Source organism: Mesorhizobium ciceri biovar biserrulae, assembly GCF_001618845.1.
Lineage (GTDB): Bacteria > Pseudomonadota > Alphaproteobacteria > Rhizobiales > Rhizobiaceae > Mesorhizobium > Mesorhizobium ciceri.
Map to the genome: position 1 here is coordinate 2893832 of NZ_CP015064.1, position 17078 is coordinate 2910909.

General features: G+C 63.4%; 19 protein-coding genes. 8 read left to right on the forward strand and 11 right to left on the reverse strand.

All coding sequences use genetic code 11. The annotated features are described in order from the left end of the window. Positions 1-5: 5 nt before the first annotated feature. The 10 genes from A4R29_RS13320 to A4R29_RS13365 all read right to left on the reverse strand — a co-directional run bounded on the left by A4R29_RS13320 (position 6) and on the right by A4R29_RS13365 (position 10008). On the reverse strand, positions 6-1067 hold the full coding sequence (locus A4R29_RS13320) for an ABC transporter ATP-binding protein (RefSeq protein WP_063172090.1): 1062 nt from the start codon (positions 1065-1067) through the stop codon (positions 6-8). A gap of 41 nt (positions 1068-1108) precedes the next feature. Next, positions 1109-1930, reverse strand: a complete 822-nt coding sequence (locus A4R29_RS13325; RefSeq protein ID WP_013531802.1) for a carbohydrate ABC transporter permease — start codon at positions 1928-1930, stop codon at positions 1109-1111. Further along, positions 1931-2869 (reverse strand): carbohydrate ABC transporter permease, encoded by a 939-nt coding sequence (locus tag A4R29_RS13330; RefSeq protein WP_013531801.1) that lies wholly within the window; start codon positions 2867-2869, stop codon positions 1931-1933. Beyond that, positions 2869-4206 carry an ABC transporter substrate-binding protein gene (locus A4R29_RS13335; protein ID WP_027161536.1) on the reverse strand — a complete coding sequence of 446 codons (1338 nt, stop codon included), beginning with the start codon at positions 4204-4206 and terminating at the stop codon, positions 2869-2871. The genes A4R29_RS13330 and A4R29_RS13335 overlap by 1 nt, the downstream gene beginning before the upstream one ends. A gap of 62 nt (positions 4207-4268) precedes the next feature. Next, on the reverse strand, positions 4269-4928 hold the full coding sequence (locus A4R29_RS13340; RefSeq protein WP_063172091.1) for a GntR family transcriptional regulator: 660 nt from the start codon (positions 4926-4928) through the stop codon (positions 4269-4271). 23 nt (positions 4929-4951) lie between these two features. Then, on the reverse strand, positions 4952-5836 hold the full coding sequence (locus A4R29_RS13345; RefSeq protein ID WP_063172092.1) for a dihydrodipicolinate synthase family protein: 885 nt from the start codon (positions 5834-5836) through the stop codon (positions 4952-4954). A gap of 145 nt (positions 5837-5981) precedes the next feature. Beyond that, positions 5982-7121 (reverse strand): DNA-processing protein DprA, encoded by a 1140-nt coding sequence (gene dprA, locus A4R29_RS13350; RefSeq protein WP_063172093.1) that lies wholly within the window; start codon positions 7119-7121, stop codon positions 5982-5984. Continuing rightward, complete coding sequence (gene plsY / locus A4R29_RS13355; protein WP_024503489.1) at positions 7118-7705, reverse strand: glycerol-3-phosphate 1-O-acyltransferase PlsY; 588 nt, start codon at positions 7703-7705, stop codon at positions 7118-7120. Before plsY ends, dprA begins: the two co-directional genes overlap by 4 nt. 60 nt (positions 7706-7765) lie before the next feature. Next, complete coding sequence (locus A4R29_RS13360; RefSeq protein ID WP_063172094.1) at positions 7766-9052, reverse strand: dihydroorotase; 1287 nt, start codon at positions 9050-9052, stop codon at positions 7766-7768. Beyond that, on the reverse strand, positions 9049-10008 hold the full coding sequence (locus A4R29_RS13365) for an aspartate carbamoyltransferase catalytic subunit (RefSeq protein ID WP_013531794.1): 960 nt from the start codon (positions 10006-10008) through the stop codon (positions 9049-9051). Before A4R29_RS13365 ends, A4R29_RS13360 begins: the two co-directional genes overlap by 4 nt. Positions 10009-10201: 193 nt before the next feature. On the opposite strand from A4R29_RS13365, the gene A4R29_RS13370 reads away from it, so the two are divergent. The 3 genes from A4R29_RS13370 to A4R29_RS13380 all read left to right on the forward strand — a co-directional run bounded on the left by A4R29_RS13370 (position 10202) and on the right by A4R29_RS13380 (position 12935). Continuing rightward, positions 10202-11830 (forward strand): DNA alkylation response protein, encoded by a 1629-nt coding sequence (locus A4R29_RS13370; RefSeq protein ID WP_013531793.1) that lies wholly within the window; start codon positions 10202-10204, stop codon positions 11828-11830. Positions 11831-12024: 194 nt separating this feature from the next. Continuing rightward, positions 12025-12594, forward strand: coding sequence for a hypothetical protein (locus tag A4R29_RS13375; RefSeq protein ID WP_063172095.1), 570 nt, complete (start codon positions 12025-12027; stop codon positions 12592-12594). After that, positions 12594-12935, forward strand: coding sequence for a DUF6105 family protein (locus A4R29_RS13380; protein ID WP_013531791.1), 342 nt, complete (start codon positions 12594-12596; stop codon positions 12933-12935). Before A4R29_RS13375 ends, A4R29_RS13380 begins: the two co-directional genes overlap by 1 nt. Here the strand turns inward: A4R29_RS13380 and ruvX are convergent. Continuing rightward, positions 12853-13359, reverse strand: coding sequence for a Holliday junction resolvase RuvX (ruvX, locus tag A4R29_RS13385; RefSeq protein ID WP_013531790.1), 507 nt, complete (start codon positions 13357-13359; stop codon positions 12853-12855). The genes A4R29_RS13380 and ruvX overlap by 83 nt on opposite strands. 122 nt (positions 13360-13481) lie before the next feature. Between ruvX and A4R29_RS13390 the strand changes: the two genes are divergently transcribed. The 5 genes from A4R29_RS13390 to A4R29_RS13410 all read left to right on the forward strand — a co-directional run bounded on the left by A4R29_RS13390 (position 13482) and on the right by A4R29_RS13410 (position 17077). Further along, positions 13482-14189: a metal-dependent hydrolase gene (locus A4R29_RS13390; protein WP_013531789.1), complete on the forward strand. Its 708-nt coding sequence runs from the start codon at positions 13482-13484 to the stop codon at positions 14187-14189. A gap of 54 nt (positions 14190-14243) precedes the next feature. Further along, a complete protein-coding gene (locus A4R29_RS13395; protein WP_063172096.1) occupies positions 14244-14630 on the forward strand; it encodes a hypothetical protein in 387 nt (128 codons plus the stop codon). A 130-nt stretch (positions 14631-14760) separates the two neighbouring features. Next, positions 14761-15048 (forward strand): Asp-tRNA(Asn)/Glu-tRNA(Gln) amidotransferase subunit GatC, encoded by a 288-nt coding sequence (gene gatC / locus A4R29_RS13400; RefSeq protein ID WP_013531787.1) that lies wholly within the window; start codon positions 14761-14763, stop codon positions 15046-15048. A gap of 8 nt (positions 15049-15056) precedes the next feature. Beyond that, complete coding sequence (locus A4R29_RS13405) at positions 15057-15512, forward strand: GNAT family N-acetyltransferase (RefSeq protein ID WP_063172097.1); 456 nt, start codon at positions 15057-15059, stop codon at positions 15510-15512. Continuing rightward, positions 15512-17077, forward strand: a complete 1566-nt coding sequence (locus tag A4R29_RS13410; RefSeq protein ID WP_063172098.1) for an amidase — start codon at positions 15512-15514, stop codon at positions 17075-17077. The genes A4R29_RS13405 and A4R29_RS13410 overlap by 1 nt, the downstream gene beginning before the upstream one ends. Position 17078: the final 1 nt, after the last annotated feature.

Below are 17078 nucleotides of genomic sequence, written 5' to 3' on the forward strand. Positions count from 1 at the left end.
TTGCGCTAGAATCGCCGACCGGTCTTGGCGTCGAACAGATGAGCACAGGCGCGGTCGATCTCGATGCGCATCTGCGCGCCTTGCTTTAGCGCAAGCCGCTCCCGGAATAGGCAGGAGATTTCCTCGCCGGCGCAGTCGACCTTGGCGAAGATTTCCGAACCCGTGGCTTCCAGAAGCACGATCGTGCCGGCAATACCCTGGGAAATCGTTGCTCGGATATGTTCGGGACGGATGCCGTAGATGAGTTCACCCGCGGGAATTTTTGCCAGGTTGATGCCTTCCGGCAACGGTAGGGTTAGCCCGCTGGCGCTGCGGAAAACGCCTTCCTCGACGCGGCCGGCAATGAAGTTCATGGCCGGCGAGCCAATGAAGCCGGCAACGAACAGATTGGCCGGACGGTCATAGAGGTCGAGCGGCGCACCGATCTGCTCGACAAGGCCGTCATGCAGCACGACGATCTTGTCGGCCATGGTCATGGCCTCGATCTGATCATGCGTGACGTAGATGGTGGTGGTGCCCAGCCGCTGGTGCAACGCCTTGATCTCGCCGCGCATCTGGACGCGCAATTTGGCGTCGAGATTGCTGAGCGGCTCGTCGAACAGGAAGACTTGCGGGTCGCGCACGATGGCGCGGCCCATGGCGACGCGCTGGCGCTGGCCGCCGGAGAGCTGGCGCGGATAGCGGTCGAGCAGCTTGTCGAGGCCCAGGATGCTGGCGGCCCTGCCGACGCGGCTTGCGGTGTCGGCCGGATCGGCTTTCTTGATCTTGAGGGCAAAGCCCATATTGTCGGCCACCGTCATGTGCGGATAGAGCGCGTAGTTCTGGAACACCATGGCGATGTTGCGGTCGCGCGCCCGCAGATTGTTGACGGTGCGATCGCCAATGGCGATCCTGCCGCCCGAGATCGTTTCAAGTCCGGCAATCATGCGCAGCAGCGTCGACTTCCCGCAGCCCGACGGGCCGACCAGGATGACGAACTCGCCGTCAGCGATATCGACGCTGACATCGTGGATAATCCTGGCCGTTCCGAAAGCCTTTTGCACGTTGTTGATTGTGACCGATGCCATTGGGTTTTCCTCGAAAAAGAGTGCGATGCCGTAGCGTGCCTTCAGCCGCCCTTGACGGCGCCCGCGGTCAGTCCGGCGACGATCTGCCTTTGTGCGAACATGGTCAGGACCAGTACCGGCAGTGTCACCACCAGGGCCGCGGCGGCGAGCGGCCCCCAGCTCACTTGCTCGTAGGAGAGCATGTTGTAGACGGCGACCGGCAGCGTGCGCGTCTCACGGCTGGCGAGCACCACGCCGAAGACGAAATTGTTCCATGAGAAGATGACGGACAGGATAAAGGCGACCACTATGCCCGGCTTGGCGATGGGCAAGGCGACCAGCCGGAACACCTGCCAGGAACTGGCGCCGTCGATGTTGGCGGCCTCTTCCAGTTCCATCGGGGTGGTCTCGAAATAGCCGATCATCACCCAGACGACGATCGGCACGGTCACCACCAGATGGATGATGATCTGCGGCCACAGCGTGCCGAGAATGCCGACCCATTGGAACAGCAGGAACAGCGGGATGAGATAGGAAAGCCCCGGCGTCATGCGGGCGATCATGATGACCACCGCCGATCGCTCGGCCTTGAGCCGCGCGATGCCATAGCCGGCCGGCACGCCGATCAGCAGCGCCAAAAGCGTCGCCGTGCCGGTCACCAGAACCGAATTCCAGAGATAGAGCAGGAAATTGTTCTCCTCGAACACTTTTGCATAGTTCGACCAGGCGAGATGTTCGGGGATCAGGATCGGCGGATAGGCGCCGTTGTCGATCTCGAATTTCAGCGACAGCGAGATCATCCAGAGGAAGAACAGGATCGCCGGCGAGACGAAGACCAGGGCCGCGAAGAACAGCCCGATCCGGTTGAGCAGTCGTGAACTCATCTATTTGCCCTCCACGCCGATCCACTGGGAGCGCTGGCGCAACATCAGGAGGATGAAGGACAGGGCGACGATGACGATGAAGAACACCACGGCCATGGCCGAGCCATAGCCGATGTCGTAGTAGGAGAAGGCGGTGTTGTAGAGATAGATGTTGATGGTCTCCGAGGCCGTGCCCGGCCCGCCCTGGGTCATCGCGTAGATGATGTCGAAACTCTTCAGTGCGTCGATGGTGCGGATGATCACCGCGATCATCAGGAACGGCGCGATCATCGGCAAGGTGAGATAGCGGAATTGCTGCCAGGCATTGGCGCCGTCGATCTCGGCGCTTTCGAACGGCTCGCGCGGCACGGACGCCAGGCCGCCGAGCACGATCAGCATCACCAGCGGCGTCCACTGCCAGGTCTCGACCGCAACCAGCGACGGGATGACCGTGTTGGCGTTGAAGATCCATTCCTGCGCCGGAATGCCGACCAGCGACAGAAGATAGTTGAGGACGCCGAGCTGGGGGTGGAACATCATCGTCCAGACCAGCGCCACGGCGACGGGCGTTGCCATCATAGGCATCACGAAGACGCCGCGCAGCAGGCCACGCAGCGGAAACCTGGCGTCGAAGATCAGGGCGGCGATGGTGCCGAGCAACATCGGCGCGGCAACCGAAAGGAAGGTGTAGCTCAACGTATGGAGAAGCGATTCCCAGAAGCGTTGGTCGTACGCCAGCCGCAGATAATTCTCCATCCCGGCAAAGCTTCGCGACTGGCCGAGCGTCCAGCGGTTGACGCTCATCCACAGCGTGAAAGCCCAGGGAAAGACGATCACGGCGCCGACGACGACGAGCGCCGGAACGACGAAAGGCCAGTAGTTGGGAGCCAGCCGGATCGTCTGGCTCCCTTCGATGGCTTGCGTCGTCACCCCGGTGCGTTCTGGGGTGGTGGCGGACATCAGCCTTGCTCGCTCCTGTCGAGGACCGGCTGGAATTGGTCGGTAGCCTTCTTCAACTCCTCGGCGGGATCGGCGCCGGCGATCAAATTGGTCAGCGCCACGCCGTAGATGTCGCGGAACTCTGTGACCGGGATGATGACCGGCAGCGACAGCCGGCTCACATTGCCGGAGCCGACCACCGCATCGAGCCAGCTTGCCGGCATTGTGACGCCTTCGCGCACCTTTGGATCTTCGAGCACCGATTTGCGGAACGGTACGCCGGCGCCTGCCTGCAGCAGGCGCGCGCCCATGACCGGCGACACTGCCCACTGGCAGAACAGATAGGCGGCCTCCTTCTTCTCGCTGGTGGCCGTCACGCCGATACCGTCGCCGAAGGTGCCAGCTGCGTGCGCCTTGGGACCCTTGGGCATGACGCCATAGCCGACCTTGCCGACCACCCGCGATTTTTCCGGATTTTCCATCGGCGGGGCAAAGCCGACGCCATCGAACCACATGCCGATCTTGCCTTGCAGGAAGGCGGACTGCGCTTCGGCCCAGTTGAAGCCAGTGACGCCTGGAGGCGCGGATTTGGTCATCAGCCGCTGGTAGAGGCCGGCGGCCTCGATCGCCTCGGGCGACGTCGTGCGCAGCTTGCCCTGAGCGTCGAGTGGCGTCATGTCGTAGCCGAGCATGAGCGATGTCCACACCGGCGTGTTGGCGTTCTTGATGCCGCGGGCGACGAAACCGTAAGTATTGGTCGACGGGTCGGTCAGCGCCTCGGCCGCGGCCACCAGCTGCTCGAAGGTTTCGGGATATTTGAGGCCCTTGGCCTCGAACAACTCCTTGTTCCAGTAAACGATCCAGTAGTCGACCGAGAAGGGCAGCGAGCGCAGCACGCCCTGACCGTCCTTGGCGAACAGCATGCCGGCGTCGGCGAAATCGTTTTCGACCAGACCCGGATCGGTAAGGGTGGGGTCGGCGAGATAGCCTGATATGTCGGCAAGCCAGCCGCCTTTTTCGAACTGCCGCTTCTGCACATGGTAGCTCAGATGCACGACGTCGAAGCTCGGCTTGCCGGAGCTCAATTCGATCACCGTCTTCTGGCGCTGCTGCTGCTCAGGCGTTGCCTCGGCATTGACTTTGATCCCGGTCAACTCCTCGAACTCGGCGAGATATTTTATCAGGGTGTCGCTGCGCGGGCTTTTCACCAGATTGACGTCAAGCGTCGTGCCGGCAAAGCGCTTCCAGTCGACGGCCGCGGCAAAGCCTGGGCGAACACCCACAAGGCCGGCGGCGGCAAGTGCCGCGGTTCCCTGGAGGAGTTGCCTCCTGGTTGGGTTGAACAGATTGGACGACATTTCTTCCTCCCGGTTGCTGTCGTTGTCGAATGCGTCGCGACCGCGACGCGGCTCATGCTTCCTCAGATTTGCAGCGCCAGCCGGCGCGCCTTGTCGATGTGCAGGCTGATCGCCTCGACCGCCTTCTGCGGGTCGCGGCTTTCCATGGCTTCGATGACCGCAAGGTGCTCACGCATGACCGGCACGACGCGCCCGTCGATGCGGAAGCGCTCCTGATGGATCAGCCGGATCTTCACCGAGTTGACCAGATAGGCCTTGGCGATGATCTCGTTGCCCAGCGCATCGATGAAAGTGCCATGCATCGCCCAGTCGATGCTCTGCGCCCTGGCTTCCATTTCCGGCGTCGGCGCCTGCGAAAGGGCTTGAGCCAGCATCTCCTCGTGTTCGCGCCGCAGGCGGGCAAGTTCGTCATCGGAAGCGCTGGCGGTGAACAGCGCCACCGCTTCGCGCTCCATGAACAGGCGGAACTGAAAAGCCTCGCGGATCAGGCTGATGTCGATATGGGCGATCTGCATGCCGCGCTGCGGGATCGTCGTCAGAAGCCCTTCGGCCTCGAGACGCGGCACGATTTCGCGAATGGCGCCGAGCGGCAGACCGGTGAAGGCGACCAGTTCGCGCTGCGATACGAACTGGCCCGGCAGCAGGTCGCGGGCCAGCAAATGCCGCGTGAAGCTGGCATAGGCTTTTTCCCTAAGCGTGGTCGGTTCGCTGCCGTCTTCCATTTCAGCGCATATCCCTTCGCCGGTCAGGCTGACTCCCTGGCAAACAGCCCGTCATAGGCTTCGGCAAGCTGTTGGCGCCCCTGCGAAGCGATCGGCTCCAGGGGCGGGCGGACCGCCAGCCAGCGGTCGTCGCCGGTTTTGCGCGCCACCATGACCTTCACCGCCGGCGTTACCGGGTGTTTGAGCAATTCGAGCACGAAACGCTCGACGCGTGTGTCGTCTCGCCCGTCCTCGGCCATGGCCCGGATTTCGCTGGTAACGAAATTGGCCATGCCGGAGATTGCGCCTTGAGCGCCAATTCGCACGGCTCGTGCCAGATGCCGCTCGTCACCGATCAAGATCACCAGATCGCCATGGGCGCCGAGCAGCGCCTCGCTGTAATCCCAATCCCCGCCGGAATCCTTGACCCCGGCAACGACATCCGGAAAAGCCGTACGCAATCGGCCGATCAGGTCAAGCGAGAGCTGCACCATGGTGACCGACGGGATGTTGTAGAGCAGAACGCCACGGGCGAGGGGACCGAGCACGGCAAAGACAGTCGAAAACCAGCCGAAAAGACCATCGTCGCCGACATTCTTGAAGTAGCTCGGCGGCGCCAGCAGAATGTTGCGGGCGCCGCGCTGCAAGGCATGCCGGGCCTGCTCAGCGGCGTCTTCGGCCGCATCGACCAGCACGCCGGCAACAAGCTGATGCGGCAGGATGCCGGCAGCCAGCATGGCTTCGGTCACCGACCGCCGCTCCCCGGTGCCAACCGATGCGCCTTCGCCGGTGGTGCCAAAAAGCGTAACACTGGTGCACCCCTCCGCCAGGCAACGCCTGGCCTGGGCGACCATGAGGGCGGTGGCGATCTGCCCGGAGGCATCGAAAGGCGTGGCGAGGGCGGCCGAAAGGCCAAAACGTGATGTCACCGGGGGTCTCCGAAAAGAAGTTCGAAGGCAGTGATATCTCACTAACATGTCAGTTGTAAATCGGTCTGGTGCGAATTTTCTGTCCCGGATGACGTGGGCGAATCTTCTTGCTGGGAAGCGAACAGCGTCACACCGGAGATGTCGGTCAGACAGAAGAATCCCCCAACACCAGCGAAACATTGCCGCCGGCATGGCGTTCTAGCCGGCCGGCGAGGTCGAGTTCCAGCAGCACCATGAACACTTGGGCCGGGTGCAGGCCAGTGTGGCGGATGATCTCGTCGACCGAGACGGGCGTCGGGCCGAGTGCCTCGATGACGCGGGCGCGATCGCTTTCGCCGGGCGGTGGTGCGGCCAAGAAGTCGGGCGGCTCTTCGAACGGCGGCACGTCGGGCGCCCGCATGCCGGTCAGCGGCGCGATTGCCCTGGAAATATCCGATGCCTCGGTGACCAGGGTGGCGCCATCCTTGAGCAGGCCATTGGCGCCGGCGGCGCGTGGATCGAGCGGTGAGCCCGGTACAGCGAAGACCAGTCGGCCCATTTCGCCGGCAAGCCTGGCGCTGATCAGGGACCCAGAGCGTTGCGCTGCCTCGACCACCACCAGCCCAAGGACCGCACCCGCGACAAGGCGGTTGCGGCGCGGAAAATCCTGAGCGCGCGGCTGCCAGCCGAACGGCATCTCCGAAATGATGGCGCCACGCTCGGCAATCTCTTCGCACAGGCCTGCATTTTCAGGCGGATAAGGCTGGTCGAGGCCGCCGGCCAGCACGCCGATCGTGCCGGTCGCAAGACTGCCCTGATGCGCCGCTGTGTCGATGCCGCGCGCCAGGCCGGAGACGATTGCGTAGCCGTCGCGGCCGAGGTCGGCTGCCAGCATGCGCGCCATCTTGATGCCGGCCAGCGACGCGTTGCGTGCCCCGACTATGGCGACACCCGGCAGCCGGAAAACAGCTGCGTTGCCCTTTACCGCCAGCAGGGGCGGCGGATGATCCATGTTGCGCAAGAGGGGTGGGTAGTCTGCTTCACCGATGCCGACAAAGCGGGCGCCGGCCTTTCCAGCTGTTTCCAGTTCGGCCTCGGCCTCGGCAACGGACGGGATGCGGGCGATGCGGATGGCGCCGCCCGAAATCATCAGTTCCGGCAGTATTTCAAGCGCCGCTTCGGCTGAGCCGAAGCGGTTGATCAGGTCGCGAAAGGAGGCAGGGCCGACATTCTGGGTGCGGATCAGTCGTAGCCAGCTCAGCCGCTGCCGGTCGCTGAGGCGCGGCCCGGCGGTCGGCTCGCTCATCCCTTGGCTCCGATCTTGCCCTCGGTGCCGGCAAGCAGGCGAGAAATATTTTCCCGGTGCTTGATGAAAACGATGACGCTCATCACCACGAACAATCCGGCAATTTGCGGCGTGCTCAGGACATAGAGGGCGATCGGCACGATGACCGCCGCCGTCAGCGCCGCAAGCGAGGAATAACGGAAGAGGAATGCCATCACCAGCCAGACGACGGCGAAGATCAGCGCTACCTGCCAGGCAAGGCCGATCAGCACGCCGAGATAGGTGGCGACGCCCTTGCCGCCCTTGAAGCCCAGCCATACCGGGAAGAGATGACCGAGAAAGGCGCCGAGACCGGCCCAGATCGCCAGGTCAGGCGCGAAATAGCCAGCAATCAGCACGGCGGCCGTGCCCTTCAGCACGTCGAGCAACAGCGTCGCCGCGGCTAGGCCCTTGTTGCCGGTGCGCAGAACATTGGTGGCGCCGATGTTGCCCGAGCCGATCTGGCGCACATCGCCAAGGCCGGCCGCGCGGGTGAGCAGAAGCCCGAACGGAATCGAGCCCAGGAGATAGCCGAACACAAGCGCTGGGATGAGGCTGTAAGTCATTGTTTCCCCCGCATTTCCCCCAGTTTGGCCGGATCAGGCGCGGTGCGCGGGTTGTCCGGCTCAGACGGAGAACACTGTGCGGCCCGCAACCAGCGTTTGCAAGACCTTGCCTTGCAGGCGCGCACCTTCGAAACAGGTGTTTTTTGAGCGCGAACGAATGCCGCTTTCGCTGACGATCCAGGGTTCGTCGAGGTCGACAAGCGCAAGATCGGCGACAGCGCCGGGCTTCAGTGTGCCACCGGGCAGTCCGAACAGTTTTGCCGGGGCCGTGGACAGGGTCTCGATCAGCCTCAGCAACGGCACGTGGCCATTGTGGTAGAGCCGCAAGGCCGCGCCCAGCAGCGTCTCCAACCCGATGGCGCCGGCCGCCGCATCGGCGAAGGGCAGGCGCTTGGTGTCGACATCCTGCGGATCGTGCGAGGAGACGATGATGTCGATCGTACCGTCCCTGACCGCCTCGATCATCGCCAGCCGGTCTTCCTCGGCACGCAATGGCGGCGTCAGGCGAAAGAAGGTGCGGTATTCGCCGACATCGTTTTCATTGAGCGACAGATTGTGGATCGCCACGCCCGACGTCACCGTCGCCCCGTCGGCCTTGGCACGCGTCACGGCGTTTGCCGCCATCGCCGTCGAGATCTTCGCTGCATGGTACGAACCGCGCGTCAGCCGCGCCAGCGCAAGGTCGCGTTCCAGCGGGATGGATTCGGCTTCTCGCGGAATGCCGGAAAGGCCGAGCCAGCTTGCATAGAGCCCCTCGTTCATCACGCCTGACGAACCGAGGTCGGCATCCTGCGTTTCATGCACGATGGTGGCGCTGAAGTCGCGCGCATAGGTCAGCGCACGGCGCATCACCAGCGCGCTTGGTATGGTGTGGCGGCCATCGGTAAAGGCGACGGCGCCGGCCTCGCGCAGCAGGCCGAACTCGGTCATTTCGCGGCCGTCGAGGCCTTTGGTGATCGCCGCCGCCGGAAAGACGTTGACGATCGCCGTATCCTTGGCGGTGCGCAGCACGAACTCGACCAGCGCCACATTGTCGATCACCGGGTCGGTATCGGGCATCATGACGACGGAGGTGACGCCGCCAGCCGCCGCCGCGACACTCGCCGACGCAATGGTTTCGCGATGCTCGCCGCCCGGTTCGCCGATGAAGACGCGGCCATCGACCAGGCCTGGAATGATCGCCTTGCCGGCACAGTCGATAATGGTGGCGCCCTCGGGCGCGCCCTGGTTGAGCGCTGGCTTGCCGGCGGCAACGATCTTGCGGCCATCGACGATGACGGCGCCGACTTCGTCGATGCCGCGCGAGGGGTCGACGATGCGGGCGCGCTCAAAGACCGTTATGCTCATGCGCCGCGGCCCTCTTGGTTGCGACGGGGATCGAGCAGCGCTTCCATGACCGCCATGCGCACAGCAACGCCCATTTCGACCTGTTCCTGGATGACGCTTTGCGGGCCGTCGGCGATTTCCGAAGCGATCTCGACGCCACGGTTCATCGGTCCGGGGTGCATCACCAACGCGTCGTCCTTGGCCGCCTTCAGTTTTTCCGCATCGAGGCCGAAATAGCGGAAATACTCGCGCACCGAAGGCACGAAGGCGCCTTCCATGCGCTCGCGCTGCAGGCGCAGCATCATCACCACATCGGCGTCCTTGAGGCCTTCGGCCATCGAACGGGTGACGATGACGCCCATCTTCTCGATGCCGGTGGGCAGCAGCGTCGACGGCGCAACGACGCGCACCTGCGCGCCGAGCGCGTTGAGCAGCATGATGTTGGAGCGCGCCACGCGCGAATGCAGGATGTCGCCGCAGATCGCCACGATCAGCTTCGACAGCGGGCCTTTGGCGCGGCGGATGGTCAGCGCGTCGAGCAGCGCCTGTGTCGGGTGCTCATGCGCGCCGTCGCCGGCATTGACGACGGAGCAGCCGACCTTCTGCGCGAGAAGCGCGGCCGCACCGGCCGACTGGTGGCGGATGATCAATATGTCGGGCCGCATGGCATTCAGCGTCATCGCCGTGTCGATGAGCGTTTCGCCCTTCTTCACCGAAGAGCTTGCCACCGACATGTTCATGACATCGGCGCCAAGCCGCTTTCCGGCCAGTTCGAACGACGACTGCGTGCGCGTCGAGGCTTCATAGAACAGGTTGATCTGTGTGCGGCCGCGCAGCGTCGAGGTTTTCTTCTCGGACTGCCGCGAGATCGCGACCGCCCGGTCCGCCCTGTCGAGCAACAGCTCGATGTCGGCAGGGGAAAGGTCGCGGATGCCCAGAAGATGGCGATGAGGATAGGGGGACGAAGCGTCGGTCATCTCAAGGGGCTGCTATAGGGTGGAGACTTTGCGGCTGCAAGCGCCAGCTTTGCATTGGAACCGTTCTCCTCATTTTTTTCGTGTAGATGGCCGATTGTATCGGCCGGTATTTTCATCGCGCGCGCTGCATGGCTTGGCTATATCTAGCCGACAGCCTCGGATTCGTGGCTTTCTGACGATAGAAGGATTGGGCGTGACCGACGACGTGACGAACCAGCCGCCGCCGCTGACAGGCGGCAACGCCTGGCGGGGCGATCCGTTGCTGATCCAGCTCGCGGAGCGTTTTTCCGATCCGGTGCGCCGGGAACTCGACGGTCTCGGCCGTTTCGTGCTGACGCAGGAGGCGCAGGAACTGGCGCGCCTCGCCAATGTCGAGACGCCGAAGCTGAGGACGCATGATCGCCAAGGACGGCGCATCGACGTGGTCGAGTTCCATCCCGCCTATCACGCCTTGATGCGCCGCTCCGTGGCCAATGGGCTGCATTCCTCGGTGTGGGAAAACGGCGACACCGAGATCGGCCGCCGCCATCAGGTCCGTGCCGCCCGGTTTTATCTGACGGCGGAGCTCGAGACCGGGCATCTGTGCCCCATCACCATGACCAACGCTTCGCTGGCGGCCTTGATGGCAAGCCCGAAACTGTTTCGTGAATGGGCGCCGCGCGTGACGACGCGCAAATATGACCAGAGCCAAAAGCCGCCGGTCGAGAAAACCGGGCTGACGCTCGGCATGGGCATGACCGAGAAACAGGGCGGCACCGATGTGCGCGCCAATGTGACGAGGGCGGAACGCGCCGGCAGCGGTTTTTATCGTCTGACCGGGCACAAATGGTTCATGTCGGCGCCGATGTCGGATGCCTTCCTGGTGCTGGCGCAGGCGCCGGAGGGGCTGTCGTGCTTCCTCGTACCGCGCGTTCTCGGTGACGGCTCGGGCAACGGCTTCCGCTTCCAGCGGCTGAAGGACAAGCTCGGCAACCGTTCCAACGCATCCTCCGAAGTCGAATTCGTCAATGCCATCGGCGAGATGGTCGGCGAACCCGGTGCCGGTGTGAAGACGATCATGGACATGGTGACGCTCACCCGGCTCGATTGTGCCATCGCCTCGTCGGCGATCATGCGCGCGGGCCTCGCCGAGGCCGTTCATCATGCCCGCCATCGTCAGGTGTTCGGTTCGACCCTGATCGAGCAGCCGTTGATGCAGCGCGTCCTGGCCGACATGGCACTCGATGTCGCCGCCGCCACCGCACTGTCGTTCCGGCTGGCGCGGTCCTTCGACGAGGCGGCCAGCGACCGCGGTGAAGCGGCGTTTGCCCGCGCCATGACGCCGGTCGTCAAATACTGGGTCTGCAAGATCGCGCCGCCTTTGCTCTATGAGGCGATGGAGTGCCTCGGCGGCAATGGCTATGTCGAGGAGGCGCCGCTCGCCCGCTATTATCGCGAGGCCCCGGTCAACGCGATCTGGGAGGGCTCGGGCAATGTCATGGCGCTCGACGTGCTGCGCGTGCTTGGCCGTGCGCCCGGCCTGTTCGAGGATGTGCTGGCCGGCATCGACCGCGATCTCGGCGCCGGCGGACGCGGCACGATCGGCGTGCTGAAGGCGGCGATGCAGGTCGCTTCAACCGACGAAGGTTCGGCTCGGCTGCTCACCGAGCAGCTGGCTCTGTCGGCTGCGGCGGCGGAATTGCGCCGTCTGGGGGCAGGGCGGATCGCCGACGCTTTCGTCGAGACGCGATTGGCCGGCCAATGGCGCAACACCTATGGCATGATCGATTCGCGCCACGATGCACGCATGATCATCGACACGCTCTATCCGCCAGTGAACTGAGCCGCGAGCATCGCAAAAACCGGCGCCATCCACAGTTTTGAGGCGTTGGTCCGTATCCTCTCGCATATGGCTAATTTCCGTTAACCTTAACAAATGGTTTCCGTTGCGATGGCGAGCGGCAAGGCCCACTGTCCCGGCGCAAGCAGGCAATGGTTCAGATTGGCCGTCTCCTGCTTTGCGAAGCAGGAACACCGATGCGACAGGTACTGACCTCTTTTCTGACCTTGCACTGGACGATTGTTTTCGCCCTGCTTGCGCTCATCTGCATCGACGGAAACCGTGGTGTGGCGGCGGCGCTCGGCGTGATCGGTGCCACAATCGAGAGTACCCGCTTCGTCAACCTCGACAATTTCGTTGTCGTGGCGCCGCTTGCCACCGCATTGCTGGTCGTCGCGGTTCTGTTTTTCTGGGCCTTTGTCGAAGCCCTGGTCAACGACGCGACCAGCCCGGACACCGACAGCGTTGCCCGCATCGCCTTCATCTGCGCGTCCGGCGTGTTGTCGCTGATCGTCATCGGGGGTGCTGCGCAAGGCATAAACGGGCTGTTCATGGCTGTTGCCGTGCAGCTGGCAGCACTTCTGGCATCCTATGTCGCCATGCTTGCCGAACGGCGGTCCGTGGTTGCGGCAGCGGCTTCGGGCGAAGGCGAGATCCATGCCGTCGCGCACGGCATGGCAAAAGCCGCAGCCCACAATTCGCTGCTTTCACTCATATCAGGCCGAACGGTGTCCAAAACCGGCTCCAATCCCAGGGGAGGCCGCTGATGCGCTACATCTTCGGATTCTGGGCGGCGCCGATGGCGATTTTCTGGGGCTGGTTCTATCTGTCGGCCAATGACATCAATTTCGGCTACGCGATGCTCAGCCGCCAGATGCACGACTTCTTCTTCCAGCTCTACGGTCAGATGCTCGGCATCGATCCGGCGATCATCCCCGGCATGGTGGCGAAGACGTGCGTCTTCGACGGGTTGCTGCTGATGGCGCTTTGGGCATTCCGCCGTCGCCGCGAAATCGCCGGCTGGGTCAGACAGCGCTGGGCGGGTCCGGTTCCGTTCGAGCGGATGCGTGGAGCGACTGAAGCCGGTCCAAAACTCCCTGCAGAATAAACGCGGCTGCCGCCGAATCGATCTTGCCGGCGCGCTTGCGGCGCGAGAAATCCATCTCGATCAGCGTCCTTTCGGCCGCGACCGTCGATAGCCTTTCGTCCCAGAGCACGAAGGGCAGGTCGCTCATCTGCGCCATGTTACGGACGAAGGCGCGCGATTTCTGCGCACGAGGACCTTCCGAGCCGTCCATGTTGATCGGCAGCCCAATCACCACGGCGCCGGCATTCTCCTTCTGCAGCAAGGCGAGCAGCACCGCCGCATCGAGCGAAAATTTCCTTCGCATGATGACCGGACGCGGATGGGCGAAGGAAAACCTCTGGTCCGAGACCGCGACGCCGATCGTCTTGTCGCCGAGGTCAAGCCCCGCCAGCGTCTTACCGCCGGCTAACCGCGCCGGCAATTCTTCGATCGTGATAATGCCCACCGGCCGTCCTTCGCCTTTCACCACCAGGTGTTTTGTCAAACGCGTGGCGGACAAGTAACCCTTTGATCTCGGGGCCACTGGCGTTCTATCCTTTGGCAAGTCAAAAATCGAGGAATGCATTCATGAAACTGACCTGGTACGGCCACTCGGCCTTTCGGATCGATACCGCTGATGCCAAGATCCTCATCGATCCCTATCTGATAGGCAATCCGTCATGGACGGGTGGCTGGGAGGGCCCGGCTGAGGGTGTCACGCATGTGCTGCTGACGCATGGCCACAGCGACCACATCAGCGGCGCGGTGGAAGTGCTCGGCAAAAGCGGCGCCCAGCTCGTCGCCAATTTCGAGATCTGCATGTATCTGGTCGGCAAGGGCGTCAGCGACAAGAAGATCAATCCCGGCAACATCGGCGGCACCGTCGATTGCGGCAGCTTCACCACCACTTTTGTCCAGGCGCTGCACTCATCCTCGTTCCCAGGCGAGGGCGGCCAGAACACCTATCTCGGCAATCCGGGCGGCCTCGTCCTGCATTTCCCGGAAGACAAAACGCTCTATCACATGGGCGACACCGACATCTTCTCCGACATGGCGCTAATCAACGAGTTGCATGAGCCGAAGATAGGCCTGGTGCCGATCGGCGACCGCTTCACCATGGGCGGCGCGGTGGCGGCACTTGCCTGCCGGCGCTTCTTCAAATTCGACACCGTGGTTCCCTGCCACTTCGGCACGTTTCCGATGATCGACCCGACCGCCGATAAGTTCGAGGCCGGCCTGGAAGGATCCGGTGTAAGGCTGGCGTTGCCGAAAATCGGTGAGACGATTACGATCTAGAAACAGCTAAAGTGGAATAAATCCATGGTATTGGGGCGATCTCTTTGCGTTTCCATGTTTGTCGCGGCGTCGCCCGCGCTCGCCGCGGATGATTTCATCGAAGGCGTCTACCTTCAGTCCGAAGAGCTTTGCACGCAGGCCAAAAAGGACACGCTGCAAACGCTGATCGACGCCGGCAACATCGTGCTTTCGGCGCACGGCCTGCAGAGCGTCGAATACAATTGCGAGTTTCTGCAGGTCAGCAAGGCGACCGCTTCGCCGAGCTGGGCGGTGACGGCCATCTGCCAGGAACCGGGCTATGTCTTCCCGGATGTCCTCTCGGTGACGCAAATGAATGAGAAGCAGATCGATCTCGTGTCGGTCCGGCCCGTCAACGACGAAAGCGAAGCAAGCGGCAACAGCGGCAGCTACTATTTGTGCGAGGGCGTTGCCCTGCCGTAGACATCATCCTGTGCGTGGATCGATGGCCGAAGACTAGGCCGCCGCCGCAGCCTGGTCTCTCGCACGATGCATGTTGCGCAGCGCGCGCGGCGCCGCTATAGCCCGAACTGGTTTTCCCCGAGGCAAAAACATGTCCGTAGATCTTCAGACAGTGAAGCGCGTCGCGCATCTCGCCCGCATTGCAGTGAGCGAGGAAGATGCCGAACGGATGACCGGCGAGCTGAACGCCATTCTGGGCTTCGTCGAACAGCTGAATGAGGTCGATGTTTCCGGCATCGAACCGATGACCTCGGTGACGCCGATGGACATGAAGAAGCGTCAGGACGTTGTTACTGACGGCGGCAAGGCAGCTGACATCGTCGCCAACGCGCCGGCGACCGAAGAGAATTTCTTCCTCGTGCCGAAGGTCGTGGAGTAAACCGGCCGATGGCAATCGACATCGCCATTGAAACGCCACTGCAGGACGACGTGCGCGGCCTGGTCGAGGAACTCAACCAGACCTTGCTCGAACTGACGCCGCCGGAGCATTGCTATCATCTGACGGTCGAGCAGATGGCTGGTGAGGACACGACTGTCTTCATCGCCCGCGACAACGGCATGGCCATTGGCTGCGGTGCGCTGAAACGCCATGACGGCGCTGTCGGCGAGGTCAAGCGCATGTACACGCGGCCCTCGCATCGCGGGCAGAAGATCGGCGCGAAAATCGTCGAGCATGTCGAGGCGCTGGCGCGCAACGAGGGGCTGAAGCGCCTGGTGCTGGAGACGGGCGACCGTCACCCCGCGGCGTGGACGGTCTACGAACGCGCCGGGTTTTCGCGTTGCGGCCCGGTGCTGGATTATCCCGATTCCGAGTGGTCGGTGTTTTACGAAAAGAGCCTTTGATGAGCGACCTGACCCAGCTGACGATTTCACAGGCCCGCGCCAAGCTGCACGGCAAGGAAATCACCGCGACCGAGATCACCGAGGCCTATCTCTCGGCCATCGATCGCGCCAATCCCGCGCTCAATGCCTATGTCGCGGTGACAGGCGACAAGGCGCGCGACATGGCCAAGGCGTCCGACGCAAGGCTGGTCAAGGGCGAGGGCGGTGCGCTGGAAGGCATCCCGCTCGGAATCAAGGACCTGTTCGGCACCGAAGGCGTCCATACGCAGGCCTGCAGTCATGTGCTGGACGGGTTCAAGCCGCGCTACGAATCGACCGTTACGTCAAATCTGTGGGCCGACGGCGCCGTCATGCTCGGTAAACTCAACATGGACGAGTTCGCCATGGGCTCGTCCAACGAGACGTCCTACTATGGCCCGGTCATCAATCCGTGGCGGCGCTCGCGCCTAGACACGGTGGTGATGCCGACGACGCATCAGGGTGATGGCGGCTTCGTCTCGGCCGGCGGCACCAGGACCGCGCGCAGCCTGGACAATGCGCAGCTGGTGCCGGGCGGTTCTTCCGGCGGTTCGGCAACCGCAGTGTCGGCCTTCCTGTGTGCCGGCGCGACCGCGACGGATACTGGCGGCTCGATCCGCCAGCCGGCCGCCTTCACCGGCACGGTCGGCATCAAGCCGACCTATGGCCGCTGCTCGCGCTGGGGCATCGTCGCCTTCGCCTCGTCGCTCGACCAGGCCGGCCCGATCGCTCGTGACGTGCGCGATGCCGCGATCCTGCTGAAGTCGATGGCCTCCGTCGATCCGAAGGACACGACGTCGGTCGACATGCCGGTACCGGACTATGAGGCCGCGATCGGCAAGCCGATCAAGGGCATGAAGGTCGGCATTCCCAGGGAGTACCGCGTCGAGGGCATGCCCGAAGAGATCGAAGCGCTGTGGCAGAAGGGCATTGCCTGGCTGAAGGACGCCGGCGCCGAGATCGTCGATATTTCCCTGCCGCATACGAAATACGCGCTGCCCGCCTATTACATCGTGGCGCCCGCCGAGGCTTCGTCCAATCTCGCCCGCTACGATGGCGTCCGCTACGGCTTGCGCGTGCCGGGCAAGGATATCGTCGACATGTATGAGAAGACCCGTGCCGCCGGTTTCGGCCGTGAGGTCAAGCGCCGTATCATGATCGGCACCTATGTGCTGTCGGCCGGCTATTACGACGCCTACTATCTGCAGGCGCAGAAGGTGCGCAATCTGATCAAGCGGGATTTCGAGACTGTCTTCGCCGCCGGCGTCGATGTCATCCTGACCCCGGCAACGCCATCCGCCGCCTTCGGCATCGCCGACGAGGACATGGCTGCCGATCCGGTCAAGATGTACCTGAACGACATCTTCACCGTCACGGTGAACATGGCCGGCCTGCCGGGCATCGCTGTGCCCGCCGGGCTCGACGCCAAGGGTTTGCCGCTCGGGCTTCAGTTGATCGGCCGGCCGTTTGACGAGGAAACCCTGTTCCAGACCGCCGCCGTCATCGAGCAGGCCGCCGGCACATTCCAGCCGGAGAAATGGTGGTAGC